Here is a 19,324-nt window from a genome sequence, read left to right as displayed (position 1 = left end):
TCACACAGAACGAGCACCCGTTTGGCCCTGGCTGCAACACTATTGCGCGTTGGGGCGTCTGACGCACTGATTCTGCGCCGCCGGTCCCCACCCCGCTCATTCTGCTACGTTCGAGCGGTGAGCGACACACCTGCCGCCGACATCCGCACCGACGTTGCGCTCGTCGACCGCCTCATCGCGGAGCAGCATCCCGACCTCCGCGCCGACCTGCAGTTGGTGACCGACGGTTGGGACAACCAGCTCTACCGACTGGGCGAACACCTCGCGGTCCGCGTCCCGCGCCGGGAGGTCGCCGCTCACCTCATCGAGCACGAGCAGCGCATGCTGCCGAACATCGCCGCGCGGGTCAGCACACCCGTGCCGGTGCCCATCCGGCTGGGAGTGCCCTCAGCGACCTTCCCCTGGCCGTGGAGCATTGTCGAGTGGTTCGAGGGGACCGACGGCGCCTCGGTCGATGCGGACGCGCGTGCCGGACTGGCCGAGCCGCTCGCACGGTTCGTCGGCGAGCTGGCTGTCCCCGCGCCGGAGGCGCCGCGCAACCCGGTCCGCGGCGTCCCGCTGGCGGCGCGGCACGAGGTCGTACGCACCCGGCTGCGCTCGCTGTCCGGGAGGATGGAGGTGGCCCACCTCGAGGAGGCCTGGCGGCGAGCCCTCGACGCTCCGGTCTGGGACGGGCCGCCGATCCTCCTGCACGGCGACCTGCACCCGGGCAACCTGCTGCTCGGGCCCGACCGCTCTCTCGCAGCTGTGCTCGACTTCGGGGATGTGACGTCCGGCGACCCGGCGACCGACCTGGCCACCGCGTGGCTGACGTTCGACGGGGACGCGCGAGGACGCTTCCGGCGGTCGCTGCGAAGCCGACCCGACGCCGCCACCTGGCGGCGCGCCCGCGGCTGGGCGGTGGCGATGGCCTCTGCTCTGGCGACGGCATCCGACGACAACCCGCGGATGGCCGCACTGGCCCAGCATGCCCTCCAGCAGCTGGAGGAGTGAGCGAACGCCGGCGGCTACATCCCGCGCTCGTGAGTGGAGCCGGTGACCTGCTGGCCGTCCTCGTCGACGGCGATCAGTCCGCTGGAGCTCGCGGCGGCGGCCGCGAGGCGCTCCACCCAGTCGCGGTCGAGCCCGGGCGGCCGCGACCCGCTGTAGCGGAACCGCAGCGGGATGGACGGGTCGATCCAGATGGTGGTGCGCCCGTCCCCGTTCTCCGGCGCCTCCCGCCAGCTGAGGGCGAACGACTCCTTGCGCCGGAGCTTCGAGACGATCACGACCTCGAGGTGAGCGAGGACGCGGTCCTCGAACGAGATCTGCGTGCTGCTGTCGTACATCATGTATCCCACCGAGCACCTCCACGATCACCGTAGCCCAGAGCCGTACCGGAACGCAGGAGTCCGCGGCCGGATCGGCCGCGGACCCCTGCGTTGATCGGCGCGCGGCTTACCAGTCGTTGCCGACCCGGATGAGCTTCTTGTTGACGAACTCGTCGGCGCCGAATCGGCCGAGCTCGCGACCCGAGCCGGACCGCTTCACGCCGCCGAACGGCAGCTCCGCGCCGTCGGCGAGGACCACGTTGACGAAGACCATGCCCGCCTCGATGCGGTTCGCGACGCGCTCCGCCTGCTCCTTGTCCGTCGTGTAGAGGTAGGAGCCGAGCCCGAACGGGGTGTCGTTGGCGATGCGGACGGCGTCCTCCTCGTCCTTCGCGCGGAAGACCTGCGCGACCGGTCCGAAGAACTCCTCCTGCGATGCCGGGTTCTCGGGGGCCACATCGGTCAGCACGGTGGTCTCGAAGAACGCACCGTTGCGGCCGCCGCCTCGGACCAGGGTGGCACCGTTCTCCACCGCGCGCTTCACCTGCTCGTCGAGGTTCTCCGCAGCCTTCAGCGACGAGAGCGGGCCGAGCGCCGACCCGTCACTGGTCGGGTCGCTCGCCTCCACCTCGGCCAGCTTGGCGGTGAACTTCTCGAGGAACGACGGGTAGAGCTCGTCGATGACGACGAACCGCTTGGCGGCGTTGCAGGACTGGCCGCTGTTGTCGAGGCGCGCGTCCACCGCGTTCTGCACGGCCGCATCCAGGTCGTCGGTGGAGAGCAGGATGAACGGATCCGAGCCCCCGAGCTCGAGCACGACCTTCTTGAGGTTGCGTCCGGCGATCTCGGCGACCTTGGCGCCGGCGCGCTCCGAGCCGGTGAGCGAGACGCCCTGCACGCGGGGGTCGGCGATCACCGTCTCGATCTGCGGGTGGCTGGCGTAGATGTTGATGTACGCGCCCTCGGGGAAGCCCGCGTCGAGGAAGATCTGCTGGATCGCGGCGGCCGACTCCGGGCACTGCTCGGCGTGCTTGAGCAGGATGGTGTTGCCGATCACCAGGTTCGGGCCGGCGAACCGGGCAACCTGGTAGTACGGGAAGTTCCACGGCATGATGCCGAGCAGCACACCGAGTGCGGAGCGGCGGATGACGGCCGAGCCGTCACCGTCGAGCAGCCGGATCGGCTCGTCTTTCAGGAACTCGTCCGCGTGGTCGGCGTAGTACTCGTAGATGGCACCGGCGAAGTCCACCTCGGCGAGCGCCTGCTCGACCGGCTTGCCCATCTCGAGCACGATGATGTCCGCGAGTTCCTGGCGGCGCTCCACGTGCAGTTCGCCGACGCGGCGGATGAGCGCGGCGCGCTCCTGCCCGGTGGTCGAGCGGGACCACGTCCGGAACGTGTCGTCCGCTGCGGCGATCGCGGCCTGCAGACCGGCGTCGCTGATGGTGTCGAAGGTCTTGACCGTCTCGCCGGTGGCGGGATTGGTCACGGCGTAGCTCATGGCACTCCTCATTCTTCGCTGAAACGGGTCTGGCCCACATTCACAGTACGGCCTCCGCGCCCGCTGTGGCTCGCCACGTCGTCCACGGCCTCCGGGGATGCTCGACACCGCGTACAAGGGCCGGGAAGCGGCGCCGGCGTCCCTGCGAGCCTTCGCACAGATGATTGCAATTGCGCAATGGCAGCGTTCAATGGGCGGTGATCCAGAGGAGGATTCGTGGACCTGACCAAGAAGAGCGTCGTCGTCACCGGCGGCAACACGGGAATCGGCGCGGCGATCGTCCGCTCGCTTGCGGCAGCCGGTGCTGCCGTCGTCATCGACTACGTCTCGCAGCCCGAGGACGCGGCCGACCTGGTGAAGGAAATCACGGCCGCGGGCGGCCGAGCGCTCGGCGTCGAGGCCGACGTCTCGAGCCCGGCCGGCATCGACAAGCTGATCTCGGCCGCCGTCGACGAGTTCGGCAGGCTCGACGCCTTCGTGAACAATGCCGGTATCGAAAAGCGCCACGGCATCCTGGAGCTGGACGAGAAGACCTTCGACGAAGTCATGGCGATCAACCTGAAGAGCGCCGTCTTCGGTACCCAGCGCGCGGCGAAGCGTTTCATCGAGCAGGGCGACGGCGGTGTCGTCGTCAACGTCTCGTCGGTGCACGAGGACTGGCCGATGCCCGGCAACCTCAGCTACTGCGTGTCGAAGGGCGGGATGCGGATGCTCACGCGCACGGCCGGTGTCGAGCTGGGGCCGCAAGGAGTCCGCGTGGTGAGCGTCGCGCCCGGTGCGGTGAACACTCCCATCAACGCGGAGACCATGAAGGACGACTCGCTGCGGCAGAAGCTGGAGAACAGCATCCCGCTGCGGAAAGTCGCGGACCCCGCTGAGATCGGCGATGTCGTTGCCTTCGTCGTCTCGGATGCGGCGAAGTACATGACGGCCACCACGGTGTTCGTGGACGGCGGCATCATGCACGGCAGCGTGGGACTGTGACGGCCACCCGGATCGAGGACTATGCCCTGATCGGCGACCTGCACACCGCCGCCATGGTCTCGGCCGACGGCTCGGTCGACTGGTTGTGCCTGCCGCGCTTCGACTCCCCCGCCTGCTTCGCGGCACTGCTCGACACGGAGGCGGCGGGCCGATGGCGGGTGGCGCCCGCGGGCGCCGGCCGCTGCACGCGGCGGCGTTACCGCGACGACACGCTCATCCTGGAGACCGAGTGGGAGACGGCGGACGGACATGTCCGGGTGACCGACTTCATGCCGGTACGCGACCGGGCGGCGGACCTGGTGCGGATCGTGGAGGGCATCTCGGGATCCGTGCCGATGCAGGCCGAGCTCATCGTCCGCTTCGACTACGGACACGTGGTGCCCTGGGTGACGAAGACCGACGGGGGTGTCCGCGCAGTCGCGGGCCCGGATGCCGTGCTCATCACCTCGGATGTGCCGCTCGCCGGCCGCGACCTGCGCACCGTCGCCGAGTTCACGGTCGAGCCGGGCGACCGGGTCGCGTTCGTCCTCACCTGGTATCCGAGCCACGAGGGGGAGCCGACGCCCGCCGACCCGGAGGAGGCCCTGGCGGCGACGGAGCTGTTCTGGTCCCGGTGGAGCAGCCAGAGCACCGCCTACGGTCCGCACACCGACGCCATCCAGCGCTCACTCATCACTCTGAAGGCGCTCACCTACCTGCCGACCGGCGGCATCGTTGCGGCGCCGACCACCTCCCTCCCGGAGCAACCGGGCGGCCCGCGCAACTGGGACTACCGGTTCTGCTGGCTGCGGGATGCGACCCTCGCCCTGCAGTCGATGATCACGGCCGGCTACACGGACGAGGCCGCCTCGTGGCGTGACTGGCTGGTGCGGGCAGTCGCGGGCGACCCGGCCGACCTGCGCATCATGTACGGCCTCGACGGCCGCCGCCGACTGCCGGAGGAGACGCTCGACTGGCTCGGCGGCTACGACGACTCCACCCCTGTCCGCGTCGGGAACGCCGCGTCCGAGCAGCTCCAACTGGATGTCTGGGGCGAGGTCCTCGACGGGCTCGCCCTGACCCGGACGACGATCGGTTCCGGCGACGACGCCTGGAACGTGCAGCTCGCCCTCATCGACCACCTCGCCGGCCGCTGGCACGAACCGGACAACGGCCTGTGGGAGATGCGCGGCCCGCGCAGGCACTTCACGCACTCCAAGGTCATGTGCTGGGTGGCCGTCGACCGCATGATCGACGGCGCGCAGCAGTTCGGCCTGCCCGGGCCGATTCGCCGTTGGGAGCGACTGCGGGCCGAGATCCGCCGCGACATCCTCGCCAACGGGTTCGACGCCAAGCGCAATACCTTCGTGCAGGCGTACGGCTCGAGGGACCTGGATGCGTCGCTGCTGCTGATCCCGCGCGTGGGTTTCCTCCCGCCGGACGATCCGCGGGTGGTCGGCACCATCGAAGCCATCCAGCGGGAGCTCACCGAGGAGGGGTTCGTCCTCCGCTACCGCCCCCAGGCCAGTGACGATGGGCTGCCGGGCGGCGAAGGCGTCTTCCTCGCCTGCTCCTTCTGGCTCGTGGATGCGCTCCTCGGCGCCGGGCGGCGGGACGAGGCGGAGGAGCTGTTCGACCGCCTGCTGACCCTCCGGAACGATGTCGGACTGCTGAGCGAGGAGTGGGACCCGCACACCGCCCGCCAGCTCGGCAACATGCCACAGGCGTACAGCCACTTCGCGCTGGTTCGCAGCGCGTTCCATCTGCTGTCCGGGGATGTCGGGACCACCCAGGACCGGATCCTGATCGCGAAGGAGTGACCCATGGCCGAATCGCACATCCTCATCCTCGGAGCGGGGTTCGCCGGGTTCACCCTCGCGCGCGCCCTGCGAAGGGATGCGGCCGCACACCGCCTGCGGGTTACCGTGGTGGACCCGCAGCCGTACCTCACCTACAAACCGCTGCTCCCCGAAGTGGCCGGTGGCGAGACGCAGGCGCGGGACAGCGTGGTGCCGCTGCGCCGCCCGCTGAAGCAGGTCGACCTGATCGCGGGATCGCTGGAGTCGGTGGACACGGGTGCCAAGGTCGCCGTCGTCCGGACGCTGGACGGCACGGAGCGCGCCCTCGGCTACGACCACGTCGTGTTCGCGGTCGGGGCGGTGACGAAGACGCTGCCGATACCGGGTCTCGCCGAGAACGCGATCGGTTTTTCGAGCATCGAGGAGGCCGGGTACCTGCGCGACCACGTGCTCGAGCGCATCCGTTTCGCCGCGACGACCACCGATCGGGCTGCACGGCAGCGCGCCCTCACGTTCGTGTTCGTCGGCGGCGGCTACACCGGCGTCGAAGCGATCGCGGAGCTGCAGCGGCTCGCGTCCGCCGAGCTCGAACGCTACCGTCGCCTCGACGGCGAGCGAATGAACTGGCTGCTCGTCGAGGCGGCCGGACGCATCGCCGCCGAGCTCACCGATGCGCTCTCCGCCTGGACACTTCGGCTGCTGCGCAGGCGCGGCATCCGGGTCCTTGTGAACACCGAGATGACCTCGTGCGAGAACGGCGATGTGGTGCTGAACAACGGCGAGACGCATCCGGCCGACACCATCGTCTGGGTCGCCGGCGTCACGCCCAACCCGGTGCTCGACCGGACGGACGTCCCGCGCGGCAAGAAAGGCCACGTCCAGTGCGCCGCGACCCTGCAGGCGGTGGCCGACGACGGCACGCCGCTGGAAGGCGTCTGGGCGCTCGGCGACGACGCGCAGGTGCCCGACCTGACGGCGCAGCACCAGCCCGCGTACTACCCGCCCAACGCGCAGAACGCGATCCGCCAGGCCCGGGTGCTCGCCGGCAACCTGCGACGTGCGATCGATGGTCGACCTCCCGTCGAGTACCGGCACACCTCCCTGGGCACGCTGGCCAGCTACGGCGGAATGCGCGGGGCCGCAGTGCTGCGCGGTGTGCCGCTTCGCGGAGTCCCGGCGTGGGCGGTCGACAAGGTCTACCACGCGATCGCCCTGCCGAGCGTGGGCCGCAGGCTGCGGCTGGTCCTCGGCTGGGTCGGCAACGGCCTGACCCCGCGCGACGATGCTCCGGTCAGCGCCTTCCCCGAGCCCCGGCAGCGTTTCCGGGAGGCGGCCCGCGAACAGGAGCAGTGAGGTGCCTGGGAGGGCGCTGCGAGCGCCTTCCTCGAAAGTGCGGTGCGTGGAATGCTTGCGATACCGCAACTAATGGAGGTGGCAGTGCGAAGGAAGCGGAGTGCACGTCCGGTGCGGCGCGCGGAACACGGAGCAGTCCATGGGATCGACCACCTCGTCCGGAACGTGGAAACGGGCCGATTCGAGCGGTCCCTCTCCGGACTGACGGCGGTCGGTTCGCTGGTCACTGCCGCCGAGATCTACTTCGAGCACGACAAGGCCAGCTTCGGCAACCCGTGGATGTGGGCGCCGGTGGCCCTTGGACCCGTCGGCGCGGTCGCCGGCGTGGCCGGGGTGCTGAACCGCCGGGCAGCAAAAACACTACTGCCGATCGCCGCCGCCACGATCGTGGCCAACGGACTGCAGGGCACCTACCTGCACGCCAGGGGTGTGGCGCAGAAGCCGGGAGGCTGGCGGAACCTCCGCTACAACCTCGAGATGGGCCCACCGCTCCTCGCGCCGCTGCTGGTCACCATGGTCGGCGGGATGGGGCTGCTCGCCGCGATCCTGAGGCGCGAGAAGTGAGCGAGCGGTTCCCGGGCTTCCGGGTGCTCGACCAGGCGAAGCACTGGGACGAAGCGACCCGGGCGGTCGTGCAGGCCCGGATCGGGCGCCCGTCCGACATCCGCTTCTTCGACGTCGTCGAGCAGGCAGCCGCCACCGCCCTGTTCGACGAGCTTCTCGACCAGCAGGGCGACGACCGCGTGCCCGTCACAGCGATGGTGGATGCGCGACTCGCCGAGAGCCAGACCGACGGCTGGCACTACGACAGCATGCCCATCGACGGGGACGCCTGGCATCTCACCCTCGCCGCGCTGGACGCCGACGCACGGGCCGCCTATGGCCGGACGTTCGCCGAGTGCGACCGCCGCGAACGCCATACCCTCCTGGAGGCCATCCGCACCGGCGACGGGGACTGGCACGAGTTCCACCGCGGTCAGGTCTGGAGCCTGTGGACGCGCTACGCCTGCACCGCCTTCTACAGCCACCCCCGCGCCTGGGACGAGATCGGCTTCGCCGGTCCGGCATATCCGCGCGGGTACAAGAACCTCGGCATCGGACGCCTCGACCCGTTCGAGGTGGCGGATGCGCATCCCGCAGACATGCCGGGGTCAGGGTCGGCCGGGCACCGCGCCGGCAGCGAGGGCCGCTCGTGAGCGCCGACGTCGCAGAGCGGAACGCCTCGGCGTGGCTGTTCACGCCCGACGGCGCACATCCGGAGCCGAGGCTGCGCGAGCGGATGCGGCGCTTCGCCGACACGGACGAGGTCGACATCGCCATCGTGGGGTGCGGCGCCGGCGGCTCCGTCCTGCTGCAGCGGCTCGCCCGCGCGGGCTGGAGCGCGGTCGCCTTCGACGCCGGGCCGTTCTGGGAGCCGGAGCGCGACTGGGTCAGCGACGAGGCCGGCTCGCACCACCTGTACTGGACGGAGCCTCGGCAGATCGGCGGCGGCGACCCCGTGCCGCTCGGCTCCAACAACTCGGGCCGCGGCGTCGGCGGTTCGATGGTCCACTACGCCGGCTACGTTCCCCGATTCCACCCCAGCGACTTCCACACCCGCACCGTGGACGGCGTCGGCGCCGACTGGCCCATCGCCTACGAGGACCTGTCGCCGTACTACTCCGACATCGAGAACGAGCTGCCGGTGGCCGGCGAGGACTGGCACTGGGGCGACCCGCACCGGTACCCGCACCGTCCGCATCCCGTCTCCGGCAACGGCGAGACGTTCCTGCGCGGCGCCCTCGCGGCCGGGGTCACGGCGAAAGTGGGACCCGTCGCCATCGCCAACGGGCGCTTCGGGCACCGGCCGCACTGCATCTACCGCGGCTTCTGCCTGCAGGGCTGCAAGGTGAACGCGAAGGCGTCGCCGCTCATCACGCACATCCCGGACGCGCTCGACAACGGGGCCGAAGTCCGCGCGGACAGTATGGTCACCTCCGTCGAGGTCGACCAGCGCACAGGGCACGCCACCGGGGTCCACTACGTCAAAGACGGCGTCCCGCGCTTCCAGCGTGCACGCACGGTGGCCATCGCCGGCTACTCGATCGAGACCCCGCGGCTGCTCCTGAACTCGCGCTCCGCCCGCTTCCCCGATGGGCTGTGCAACGACTTCGACCAAGTCGGCCGGTACCTCATGGTGCAGGGGGCGCCGCAGACCGCCGGGCGCTTCCCCGACGAGATCCGGATGTGGAAGGCGCCGCCGCCCGAGGTCAGCACCGAAGACTTCTATGAGACCGACCCGGGCAAGCCGTACAAGCGCGGGTACTCCATCCAGACGGTGTCGCCGCTGCCGATCACGTGGGCGGAGCACGTGATGGCGCAGGGACACTGGGGTGCCGACCTGCGGCGGTACATGAGCGACTACGTGCACTGGGCGTGCCTCGGGGCGCTGTGCGAATTCCTGCCGCAGCCGGACAACCGGGTCACGCTGGCGGACGAGACCGACCGCTACGGGCTTCCCGTCGCACACTTCTCGTATACGCAGTGCGACAACGACCGTGCGCTCGCGAAGGCGGCGCAGTCGACCATGGAGCGCATCCTGGAGGCAGCGGGCGCCCAGGAGACGATGACCGTGCAGCGCTACGCCCACCTGGTCGGCGGCGCACGGATGGGGCGGGACGAACGCGAAGCGGTGGTCGACGCCGACTGCCGAGCGTTCGCCGTCCCCAACCTGCTGATCGCCGACGGAAGCGTGCTGCCCACCCAGGGCAGCGCCAATCCGGCACTCACCATCATGGCTGTCGCCGCCCGCGCCGCCGACCGGCTGCTCGGGCGGGCGGGGCGTTGACCGCCGGCGGGGCGAGCGTTGGATGGCGGGTAACCGAGAAGACGAAGACGACAGAGGAGACAGCATGGCGACGGTGAGCGAGTTCGTGATCGAGCGCATCCGGGAGTGGGGCGTGCGGCGGGTCTTCGGCTTCCCGGGAGACGGGATCGGGGAGTTCGACGGCGCGCTCGGAAAGGCGGAGCGCGCGGGCGAGGGTCTGGAGTACATCCGGCCGACGCACGAGGAGATCTGCGCCTTCATGGCGACCGCCCACGCCAAGTTCACCGGCGAGGTGGGCGTCTGCATCGCCACGTCGAGCCCCGGGGGCTTCCACCTGATCAACGGCCTGTACGACGCGAAGATGGACAACCAGCCGGTGGTGGCGATCGTCGGCCAGCAGGGCCTCGACTCGCTCGGCACGTTCAACCAGCAGGAGAGCAACCTCGAGCGCACGTTCTCCGACGTGGCGGCGTACGTGCAGACGATCGTCTCGCCCGCCCAGGCCCAAGCCGTGGTCGACACCGCGTTCCGCACGGCGATCACCCGCCTGCAGCCCTGCGTCATCATCCTCCCGCACGATGTGCAGGGCGAGAAGATGGTGGAGCCGGGAGCGGCGATGTGGCAGTCGCGGTCGAGCGCCGTGGCACCCTCCACCGCCCTGGCGCCGCCGGAGGAGCAGCTGCGGGCCGCCGCGGAGATCATCAATGCCGGCGAACGCGTCACCTTCCTCGTCGGCCACGGCGCGAACGGCGCGACGGCGGAGGTGCTGGAGGCGGCCGAACTCGCGGGCGCCGGCATCATCACCAGCCTCCGCGGCAAGCAGGTGGTGCCCTCCGACGTGCCGTTCCACACGCAGCAGCTCGGCCTGCTCGGATCGCGCGCCAGCTACACCCAGATGAAGGACTGCGACACGCTCGTCCTGCTCGGCACCAACTATCCGTACGGCCAGTTCCTGCCGGCCACCGGGCAGGCACGCGCCGTGCAGGTCGACCTGCGGCCGGAGCAGCTCGGGATGCGCTACCCGACCGAGGTGAGCATCTGGGCCGACGTCAAGACGACGCTGAACCACCTCATCCCGCTGCTCACGCAGAAGGTCGACCTCTCCTGGCAGGAGAAGGTCGCCGCCGACATGGCGAAGTGGGACGACGAGCTCGCGGCGCAGGCCGAGCAGACCTACGACGACGGGGTGAACCCGCGCCGGGTCTACCAGGAGCTGAACACCCGTCTTCCCGCCGGTGCCATCGTCACCGCCGATGCCGGAACGAGCGCCGACTGGTACGGCCACTACATCCGGCTGCACGACGGGATGCTCGGCGACCTCTCCGGGCGGCTCGCCAGCATGCTCGCGGCCATGCCCTACGCCGAAGCGGCGAAGTTCGCCTACCCCGAGCGGACGGTCGTCTGCACCATCGGCGACGGTGCGTTCCAGATGCTCGGCATGAACGAGCTCATCACCCTCAAGAAGTACCTCTCGCGATGGGACGATCCCACCTTCATCATTCTGGTGCTGCACAACGACGACCTCGCCCAGGTCTCGTGGGAGATGCGAACGGAGGACGCCAACCCGGTCTGGTCCACCTCCCAGGATGTCGAGTCCGTCGACTACGCCGGCTGGGCACGGCTGCTCGGGTTCAACGGCATCACCGTGACGAGCGACGACGACGTTGCCGCGGCCTGGGATGCCGCCTTCGCCCACCGCGGCGTGACGCTGATCGACGCCCACACCAGCCGGAACGTCCCGCCGCTGCCGCCGCACATCACCGCCGAATTCGCCCTGAACACCGCCAAGGCGCTGCTGAAGGGCGACCCGGAGGGCCTCGGAGCGATCAAGGACTCGGCGACGTCTCTGGTGACGGAGGGGGTGGAACGGGTCAAAGGCGCCCTGCACCGCGACACGCACGACGATGAGGGCTGACCCGGAGGCGCGGCTGCGCTCCATCGCCGCCGAGGCGTACGTGGTACCCACCGCGACGGACGGCCGGGAGCGGCCGGAGAGCGACGGCACGATCACCTGGGACAGCACGGGCGTCATCGTCGTCCGGCTGCAGGCAGGCGGCGAGGAGGGGCTCGGCTTCGTGCACACCTCCCCCGCGGCCCTGGCGATCGTGCGCGAGCTGCTGTGCCCGGTGCTCGCCGGGATGGACGCGCGTGACACCGAGCGGATCTTCTGGACCATGGCCCGGGCCGTCCGCAACGCCGGCTGGCCCGGCCTCTGCGCGAGCGCGATCTCGGTGGTCGACATCGCCGTGCACGACCTGGCGGCCCGGCTCGCACAGGTCTCGCTCACCCAGTACCTCGGGGGCGCCCACGACACGGTCCCGGCGTACGGCAGCGGCGGCTTCACCGACTACACCGACGACGAACTCGTGGAGCAGCTCGGCGCCTGGGCGGCGCACGGGTTGAGCGCGGTCAAGATGAAGGTGGGTTCGCATCCCGAAGACGACGTCCGCCGGGTGGCGCTGGCCCGGGAGGCCGTCGGCCCCCGCACGGAGCTCTTCGTGGACGCGAACGGCGCCTACGCGCGCAAGCAGGCACTGGACCTCGCCGAGCGGTTCGCCGAGTCGGACGTCACCTGGTTCGAGGAGCCGGTCAGCAGCGACGACCGGGAGGGCCTGCACCTGCTCCGGGACCGGATGCCCGCACCGATCCGGGTCGCGGCCGGCGAGTACGGCTACGTCCCGACCGACTTCCGCGACCTGCTGGTCGACGGCTGCGTGGATGTGCTGCAGGCGGACGCGACCCGGTGCGGCATCACGGGGTTCCGTGCGGCGGCCGCGCTGGCACAGGCATTCGGGGTCCCGCTCAGCGCGCACACAGCGCCCGCGCTGCACGCCTCGGTCGGCGCCGCGTTCGACGGGGTGATCAACGTGGAGTACTTCCACGACCACGCGCGTATCGCCGGCGCCTTCTTCGACGGCGTACCGGCACTGCGCGGCGGCGACCTGGTGCCCGACCGGTCGGCGCCCGGCCACGGCCTGACCCTCAGGGAGGCGGACGCCGCTCCCTACCGGGTCGACGCGTTCACCGCGGACCTCGACGACGGAGGAGGAAAGCAATGACCTACCGGATGGTGCGGCTCCCCAGCGGCCGCGAAGTGGGGATGACGGGGCTCGGAGACCCTGCGGGTGAGCGTCTCGCCGTGCTGGTGCACCCGACCCCCGGGGCGTCCGGCTTCGACCCGGCGCCGGACGTGACCTCGCGCTCCGGCATCCACCTGCTCAGCTTCGAGCGACCCGGCTATGGCGCGACCGAGCCTGCAGAGCTGAGCGTCTCCGAGTGGGTGGACGACCTGGCCGGCTACCTGAGGGAAGCCGAGGCGGGCGCCCGGTCGGCGACCCAGACGGCGTACGGACACGTCGGAGTGGTGGGCTGGCGTGAGGGCGGCATCTACGCGGCAGCGCTTGCCGCACGCCATCCGGAGCTCGTCGATCGGCTCGCGCTGGTGGCCGCGCCCGCGCCGTCGCGTGCGGGCGCCGTCCCGCAGCCGCGCCCCAGCGCACCGCAGCCGGTGGCCGTGGGGGCGGTGGGCGAGCCGCTCGGCTACCGGGACCGCCTCGGGCGGATGCTCGACGCGGCGTCGACGCAGGGAGACGCGGGCGTCCAGGCTGACCGGCACGCGTTCCAGGCGACGGATGCGGTCTGGCGCACGGACGCGGAGGCGCTGATCCTCTACGGCAGCGGCGACGACTACGCGACCGTCCACGACGCCCGGTGGTTCGCCGCCGGGATGCCCAACGCCCGGGTCGAGCGGGTGGACGGCGGCGCGGACATCATCGGACGGCACTGGGATCGAGTCATCGCCTTCCTGACGGCGTGACGGGAGGGGACGCACACGGCCGGAAATCACGCAAGCATTGCATCATCGCAACGCTTTCACGATAGAAAGGAGGGGTGAGCGACGAGGAACCGGTCGATGCAGCCCTGCGAGCCGCGGACGTGCTGATGCACGTGGCCGCACGGTCGGTGATGGAGGTCGAGCACATCGTCAGCTCACCGCAACTCCGCGTGCTGGTGTTCATCGCGACCCGCGGACCCCAGAACCCGGGCGACCTGGCCGTCGAGCTGGGCGTCCACGCGTCGAACGCCACGCGTACCAGCGAGAAGCTCGTGCGGGCGGGGCTGATCGAGCGACGCGAGGACCCGGCGGACCGGCGCTACGTACAGCTCACCCTGACGCCCGAGGGCGAGCGGCTGGTGGAGCAGGTGATCGCGCACCGCCGCAACGCGCTGGCCGAGGTCTTCGCGGCGATGAACCCCGCCGACCGGGACGCCGCCGCGCGCTCGTTCACGGCCTTCGCCGGCGCTGCCGGGGTCGCACCCTCCGAGGACGGACGGTTCACCCTCCTTCAGCCCGTGCCGCACGTCGCGCGGTAGCGCTGCGTCGGCGACTGTCGCCGGGGCCGACGAACGACGAAGCGGCGGCCGCATCACGCGGCCGCCGCATTTGTCGTCGAAAACAGTCTCCGTCTGCCCAGCGACGACGGCTGAGCGAGACCGATCTGGTGGTTACTGCGCGAAGGTGAGCAGCACGTCGTCACCGGGCGCGGCCGACACGAAGTCGGCCTCGATCTCGGCGCGGCCGAGGAGGTCGGTCATGCGGCGCTGACGCTGCTTCGGGATGAGTGTGACGACCGTGCCCTGCTTTCCGGCGCGGCCGGTGCGGCCGGAGCGGTGCAGGTAGGTCTTGTACTCGTCCGGTGCGTCCGCCTGGATCACCAGGTCGATGTCGTCGACGTGGATGCCGCGGGCGGCGACGTCGGTGGCGACCAGCACGTTCACTCGACCACTGGTGAGCTGGGCCAGGTTGCGCGTACGGCGCGACTGGTTCAGGTCGCCGTGCAGGCTGACGGCGGGGATACCGGCGTCGTCCAGCTGGTCGGCGAGCATCTCGGCGAACGCGCGGGTGCGGGCGAAGACCAGCGTCTTGCCGTCGCGGTCGGCGAGCTGCTCGATGATGGCGCCCTTGTCGCGGTGCTCGATGACCAGGACGCGGTGGTCGATGGTCGAGGACTGCTGGTCCTCGCCCGCCACCTCGTGCACGGCCGGGTCGACGAGGAACTCGTCCACCAGCTTGGCGACGCCCGAGTCGAGCGTGGCCGAGAAGAGCAGGCGCTGGCCACCGTCGGCGGTGTGACGCAGGATGCGCTGCACCGGCTCCAGGAACCCGAGGTCGCACATGTGGTCGGCCTCGTCGAGGACGGTGATCTGCACCTCGCTGAGGTCCAGCCGGCCCTGCTCGAGGAGGTCCTCGATGCGACCGGGGGTGCCGATCACGATGTCGACGCCGCGCTGCAGCGCGCCCACCTGGCGGCCCTGCGGCACGCCTCCGTAGATCTGCGTGGTGAAAAGGCCGACGCTGCGGGCGATCGGCTGGACGGTGCGGTCGATCTGGAGCGCGAGCTCGCGGGTCGGCGCGAGGATGAGCGCACGCGGTGCGCGGCCCAGCTGACGCTTGCCGCCGGCCTTGCCGGAGTCCGCCCACAGCTGCATGAGCCGCTCGGCGAGCGGGGCTCCGAAGGCGATGGTCTTGCCGGAGCCGGTGCGGCCACGGCCGAGGACGTCCTTGCCGGCGAGCACGTCGGGAAGCGTCGCGGCCTGGATCGGGAAGGGCTTGTCGGCTCCGAGGTCGGCGAGCGCGCGGACGATGTTGCCGCCGAGGCCCAGGTCGGCGAAGGTCACACCCTCGACATCCTGTGCCTGGATGGCGTCCGCTTCGAGACGCTCGAGCACCACGTCGTCGGTCGGCGTGAAGGCCGGCTTCTCGTCGCGCGACGGGTAGAAGGAGGAGTCGCGGCGCGGGCGCTCGGCGCGGTCGTCGAACTGACGGCGCGGACGCTCGTCGAAGTCACGACGGGGACGCTCGGTACGGTCGCCGAAGTCACGACGGGGACGCTCCGTGCGGTCGCCGAAGTCACGACGCGGACGATCGGCGCGGTCACCGACGTCGCGACGCGGACGATCCGTGCGGTCACCGAAGTCACGACGCGGACGCTCCGTGCGGTCACCGACGTCACGACGCGGACGGTCGTCGGCGTCACGACGCGGACGCTCGGCACGGTCACCGAAGTCACGACGCGGACGGTCAGAGGCGTCACGACGCGGGCGCTCGGCACGGTCACCGAAATCACGACGCGGACGGTCGGCACGGTCACCGAAGTCACGACGCGGACGCTCGTCGGCGTCACGACGCGGGCGGTCGGCACGGTCGTCGGACGAGCGGCGCGGACGCTCCTGGCGCTGCGAGCGGTCCTCCCACTCGCGCTCCGTGCGGCGGGCGTCCTTGCCGCGAGGCTCCCAGTTGGGGCGCTCGCCGCGCGGAGCGGCGCCACGGCGGGTGCCGGCGCTGTCGTCACGCGTGCCGAAGGCGGAGCGGCCGCGCGCGGCGCGGTCCTCCGTGGTCCAGCGGGCCTTCTTGCCGTCTGCCGGCTCCTCGGCGCGGTAGCCGCGGTGCTTGGGGCTGCGGCTGCCGCTCTTCGGGGCGCCGCCGCGGGAGGGCTGCGATCGTCGGTCGTTGCTAAATCCGGGCATGGATGTGCTTCCTGGGTTTTGTCGAGTGCTCGGCGGCACGCCTGAGCGCACCGAATGTTTCCCCGGCGAACTGTGTCCGGGGCCGTTCACGATTGTGTGATCTGCACCGCCTGTCGGGTGCAGAACCGGCCCACTTGACTGACAAACCCATCCGCGCTGATCGCGCAGTGTCAAGAGCCGACTGACCAACACTAGCGGATGAATGCTGAGAAGGGACTGCTGATCGCCCTCTGCGGACGAGCAGCCTCGGGGTATACAGGGAGGTATGAGCGCATCCACCTCCGCCGACGGGCTCGATGCGATCGTCATCGGTTCGGGTCCGAACGGCCTCTCCGCAGCCGTGACGCTCGCCCGCGCGGGCCTCTCGGTCCGGGTGTACGAGCGGAACGCGACCATCGGCGGCGGCCTGCGCACCGAGGAGTTGACGCTGCCCGGCTTCCGGCACGACATCTGTTCCGCCGTCCACCCGCTCGCGTTCGCCTCCGGATTCTTCCGAAAGTTCGGACTGGACAAGCGGGTGCCGTTCGTGGTCCCGTCCGCGTCCTACGGCAACCCGCTCGACGGCGGCCGAGTCGCGATGGCGTACCGCGACCTGGAGCGCACCGCCGACTCGCTCGGCGTCGACGGTCCCGCCTGGCGGGCACTGCTCGGCCCGCTCGTGCGCGAGGCGGACGCTGTGGCGCAGTTCACGGGCTCGCAGCTGCTTCAGGTGCCACGCCATCCACTTGTCGCCGCCCGCTTCGGGTTGACCGCCCTGGCGCAGGGCGGCCCGTGGTGGGATCTGCCGTTCCGCACCGAGGCGCCTGGTGCCCTGCTCGCCGGCGTCTTCGCGCACACCACCGTTCCCCTTCCGAGCGTTGCGGGGGCAGCGGCGGGCCTCACCCTTGCCACCTACGCGCATGCACGGGGCTGGCCCATCCCGGTGGGCGGCAGCCAGGCGATCGCGGAGGCGATGGCGGCGGATGTGCGCGCGCACGGCGGCGAGATCGTCACCGGGACACCGGTCGACTCGCTGGCCGACCTCCCCGACGCCCGGGTGATCGTGTTCGACACGCACGTCGCGACGGCGGCCCGGCTCGGCGAGGACCGGCTGTCCGCCGGTTACCTGCGCCGCATCGCACGCTTCCGCGACGGCAACGGGGTGTTCAAGGCGGATTTCGCGCTGTCTGGGCCGGTTCCCTGGACGAATCCCGACCTGTACGAGACGGCGACCGTTCACCTCGGGGGCACCCGCCGCGACGTGGCGCGCGCCGAGAACGCCGTGGCGGCCGGTGGCCACAGCGAGCCGCCCTATGTGCTCCTCTCGCAGCCGACACTGTTCGACGCTTCACGCGCACCGGCCGGGCAACACGTGCTCTGGACCTACACGCACGTTCCGCGCGGATCGACGGAGGACCGCACGGAGGCGATCATCCGCCGCATCGAGCAGTTCGCCCCCGGGTTCCGCGACCTGATCATCGGCACCTCCACCATGAATGCCGTGCAGGTGGAACAGCACAACCCGAACTACATCGGCGGAGACATCTCGGCCGGCGCTCCCGACTTCTCGCAACTCGTCGCGCGTCCCGTCCTCTCCTCCGATCCGTGGCGCATGCCGGGTCGCGGACTGTACCTCGCCTCCGCCTCGGCCGTCCCTGGACCCGGGGTGCACGGCCTGGGCGGCTACTACGCGGCACGGAGTGCGCTCCGCCACGACTTCGGGTTCACCCGGATGCCGGACCTGTCGCCCGGTCCCGGCCAGACCATCCCGGCGCCCGCCGCACCCCTGGTGCCGGACGCCATCCGCCCCAACACCCTCCCGGAGCAGTGAACATGTCCGTCAACGTCCGCCGCATGGCATGCACACCCGACCAGGTCTTCGCCGTCCTCGCCGACCCGTGGGTCTATCCCACCTGGGTCGTCGGCGCCTCCCGGCTGCGCGCCGCCGACGACCGCTACCCCGCGGTCGGCTCGCGCCTCCACCACTCCATCGGCGTCTGGCCGCTCGTGCTCAACGACGAGACCCGGATCGACGAGTGGGACCCGCCGCACCGGCTCGTGCTTGAGGCGAAGACACGACCGTTCGGCACGGAGCGGGTCGTCATCGAGGTCAAGCCGCGGGCCGGTGGCTGCATCGTCCGCATCGAGGAGCATCCGTACACGGGTGCGGTCACGCGCCTCCCGGCGGTGATCACGGACACACTGTTGCACGTGCGCAATGCGGAGGCGCTGCGCCGGCTGGAGTGGGTGGCGCGAGGTCGCGCCACCGCCTGACGCCGCGGGAGGACGCGCCGCCGCCTGGCGACGCGCCCCTCCCCTGCGATACGCCGGGCCGAGCAGGTCCGCCCGGCTCAGCCGGCCGAGACCGCCCTGCCACCGCCTTCGCGCGACGGCTCGACCCGCAGGGTCTCGCCTCTCGACGACTCCATCCGCCTCGATTCGCCTCCGGTCGACTCGCGCCGAGTCGACTCGACCGCGATCTTCCGCGGCTTGGCCCGCTCGGCCACCGGGATCATGACGCTCAGCACGCCGTTGTCGTACGACGCGGTGATGCCGTCCGGATCGACGTCGTCGCCGATCGTGAACTGCCGCATGTAGGCACCGTACGGGCGCTCCTGAGCGAGCCACCGCGCTCCGTCCCGATCGGCGGCGCTGCGCACCGCGCGAATGGTGAGCAGGTGACCGTCGACGTCCACATCCACGGACGCCGGGTCGGCCCCGGGCAGGTCCGCGTTCAGGATGTAGCGGTCGCCTTCACGGAACAGGTCGACCGGCATGATGCGCGGCTGGCGGCTGGTGTCGAAGACGCTCTGTGCGATCCGGTCCAACTGGGAGAAAGGATCGAACGACATGGCCATTGGATGTACCCCTTTCTTCAATTGAGCTGATGAGAGGCCCCGTGGACCTCCTTTTCGACCACAGATTTTAGCACTCTCGTGCGGAGAGTGCCAAGGGTTCCGGAGCGGTGTCAACCCGCTTCCGCCGAGGCCCGGGCGGGCCTATCGTTCCTGGAGAAATCGAGCAGAAGGGACCCATCGTGGCCGCAAGCGAGACCAAGACGAGCACCAAGCCCAGCGCCAAGAAG

17 protein-coding genes are annotated in these 19,324 nt (G+C 70.7%); 13 read left to right on the top strand and 4 right to left on the bottom strand.

Translation table 11 applies throughout. The annotated features are described in order from the left end of the window. The first annotated feature begins 117 nt into the window (after positions 1 to 117). Positions 118 to 993: an aminoglycoside phosphotransferase family protein gene (locus tag AB4079_RS16290; RefSeq protein WP_441788365.1), complete on the top strand. Its 876-nt coding sequence runs from the start codon at positions 118 to 120 to the stop codon at positions 991 to 993. A gap of 14 nt (positions 994 to 1,007) precedes the next feature. Here AB4079_RS16290 and AB4079_RS16285 read toward each other — a convergent pair whose 3' ends face one another. Both AB4079_RS16285 and AB4079_RS16280 read right to left on the bottom strand, forming a co-directional pair. Beyond that, positions 1,008 to 1,328: a DUF7882 family protein gene (locus AB4079_RS16285; RefSeq protein ID WP_441788364.1), complete on the bottom strand. Its 321-nt coding sequence runs from the start codon at positions 1,326 to 1,328 to the stop codon at positions 1,008 to 1,010. 109 nt (positions 1,329 to 1,437) lie between these two features. Then, positions 1,438 to 2,811 carry an NAD-dependent succinate-semialdehyde dehydrogenase gene (locus AB4079_RS16280; RefSeq protein ID WP_441788363.1) on the bottom strand — a complete coding sequence of 458 codons (1,374 nt, stop codon included), beginning with the start codon at positions 2,809 to 2,811 and terminating at the stop codon, positions 1,438 to 1,440. Between the two features lie 216 nt (positions 2,812 to 3,027). Here AB4079_RS16280 and AB4079_RS16275 point away from each other — a divergent pair, with 216 nt between their 5' ends. The 10 genes from AB4079_RS16275 to AB4079_RS16230 all read left to right on the top strand — a co-directional run bounded on the left by AB4079_RS16275 (position 3,028) and on the right by AB4079_RS16230 (position 14,106). Beyond that, a complete protein-coding gene (locus tag AB4079_RS16275) occupies positions 3,028 to 3,795 on the top strand; it encodes a glucose 1-dehydrogenase (protein ID WP_441788362.1) in 768 nt (255 codons plus the stop codon). Beyond that, complete coding sequence (locus AB4079_RS16270; RefSeq protein ID WP_441788361.1) at positions 3,792 to 5,594, top strand: glycoside hydrolase family 15 protein; 1,803 nt, start codon at positions 3,792 to 3,794, stop codon at positions 5,592 to 5,594. Before AB4079_RS16275 ends, AB4079_RS16270 begins: the two co-directional genes overlap by 4 nt. A 3-nt stretch (positions 5,595 to 5,597) precedes the next feature. After that, on the top strand, positions 5,598 to 6,926 hold the full coding sequence (locus tag AB4079_RS16265; RefSeq protein WP_441788360.1) for an NAD(P)/FAD-dependent oxidoreductase: 1,329 nt from the start codon (positions 5,598 to 5,600) through the stop codon (positions 6,924 to 6,926). A gap of 165 nt (positions 6,927 to 7,091) precedes the next feature. Continuing rightward, the gene (locus AB4079_RS16260; protein ID WP_441788359.1) at positions 7,092 to 7,490 is read left to right on the top strand and encodes a hypothetical protein; all 399 of its coding nucleotides are present in this window, start codon (positions 7,092 to 7,094) and stop codon (positions 7,488 to 7,490) included. Next, positions 7,487 to 8,122, top strand: a complete 636-nt coding sequence (locus tag AB4079_RS16255; protein ID WP_441788358.1) for a gluconate 2-dehydrogenase subunit 3 family protein — start codon at positions 7,487 to 7,489, stop codon at positions 8,120 to 8,122. Before AB4079_RS16260 ends, AB4079_RS16255 begins: the two co-directional genes overlap by 4 nt. Further along, on the top strand, positions 8,119 to 9,753 hold the full coding sequence (locus tag AB4079_RS16250) for a GMC family oxidoreductase (protein ID WP_441788357.1): 1,635 nt from the start codon (positions 8,119 to 8,121) through the stop codon (positions 9,751 to 9,753). Before AB4079_RS16255 ends, AB4079_RS16250 begins: the two co-directional genes overlap by 4 nt. Before the next feature lie 64 nt (positions 9,754 to 9,817). Beyond that, positions 9,818 to 11,647: a thiamine pyrophosphate-requiring protein gene (locus AB4079_RS16245; RefSeq protein WP_441788356.1), complete on the top strand. Its 1,830-nt coding sequence runs from the start codon at positions 9,818 to 9,820 to the stop codon at positions 11,645 to 11,647. Next, positions 11,637 to 12,791 (top strand): enolase C-terminal domain-like protein, encoded by a 1,155-nt coding sequence (locus tag AB4079_RS16240; RefSeq protein WP_441788355.1) that lies wholly within the window; start codon positions 11,637 to 11,639, stop codon positions 12,789 to 12,791. The genes AB4079_RS16245 and AB4079_RS16240 overlap by 11 nt, the downstream gene beginning before the upstream one ends. Continuing rightward, complete coding sequence (locus tag AB4079_RS16235; RefSeq protein WP_441788354.1) at positions 12,788 to 13,549, top strand: alpha/beta fold hydrolase; 762 nt, start codon at positions 12,788 to 12,790, stop codon at positions 13,547 to 13,549. Before AB4079_RS16240 ends, AB4079_RS16235 begins: the two co-directional genes overlap by 4 nt. Before the next feature lie 74 nt (positions 13,550 to 13,623). After that, a complete protein-coding gene (locus AB4079_RS16230; RefSeq protein ID WP_441788353.1) occupies positions 13,624 to 14,106 on the top strand; it encodes a MarR family winged helix-turn-helix transcriptional regulator in 483 nt (160 codons plus the stop codon). Positions 14,107 to 14,238: 132 nt separating this feature from the next. On the opposite strand, the gene AB4079_RS16225 is transcribed toward AB4079_RS16230, so the two are convergent. Further along, complete coding sequence (locus AB4079_RS16225; protein WP_441788352.1) at positions 14,239 to 16,260, bottom strand: DEAD/DEAH box helicase; 2,022 nt, start codon at positions 16,258 to 16,260, stop codon at positions 14,239 to 14,241. Positions 16,261 to 16,525: 265 nt separating this feature from the next. Between AB4079_RS16225 and AB4079_RS16220 the strand changes: the two genes are divergently transcribed. Beyond that, entirely contained in the window at positions 16,526 to 18,070 is a 1,545-nt protein-coding gene (locus tag AB4079_RS16220; RefSeq protein ID WP_441788351.1) for a phytoene desaturase family protein, read from the top strand. 23 nt (positions 18,071 to 18,093) lie between these two features. After that, positions 18,094 to 18,513 carry an SRPBCC family protein gene (locus AB4079_RS16215; RefSeq protein WP_441788350.1) on the top strand — a complete coding sequence of 140 codons (420 nt, stop codon included), beginning with the start codon at positions 18,094 to 18,096 and terminating at the stop codon, positions 18,511 to 18,513. A 77-nt stretch (positions 18,514 to 18,590) separates the two neighbouring features. Here the strand turns inward: AB4079_RS16215 and AB4079_RS16210 are convergent, their stop codons facing one another. Next, entirely contained in the window at positions 18,591 to 19,097 is a 507-nt protein-coding gene (locus AB4079_RS16210; RefSeq protein WP_441788349.1) for an Hsp20/alpha crystallin family protein, read from the bottom strand. Between the last annotated feature and the right edge of the window lie 227 nt (positions 19,098 to 19,324).

Origin of the sequence: Leifsonia sp. 2MCAF36, from assembly GCF_052115525.1 — a bacterium.
Classification (GTDB): Bacteria; Actinomycetota; Actinomycetes; order Actinomycetales; family Microbacteriaceae; genus Leifsonia.
This window is presented reverse-complemented; position numbering and strand designations above follow the sequence as displayed.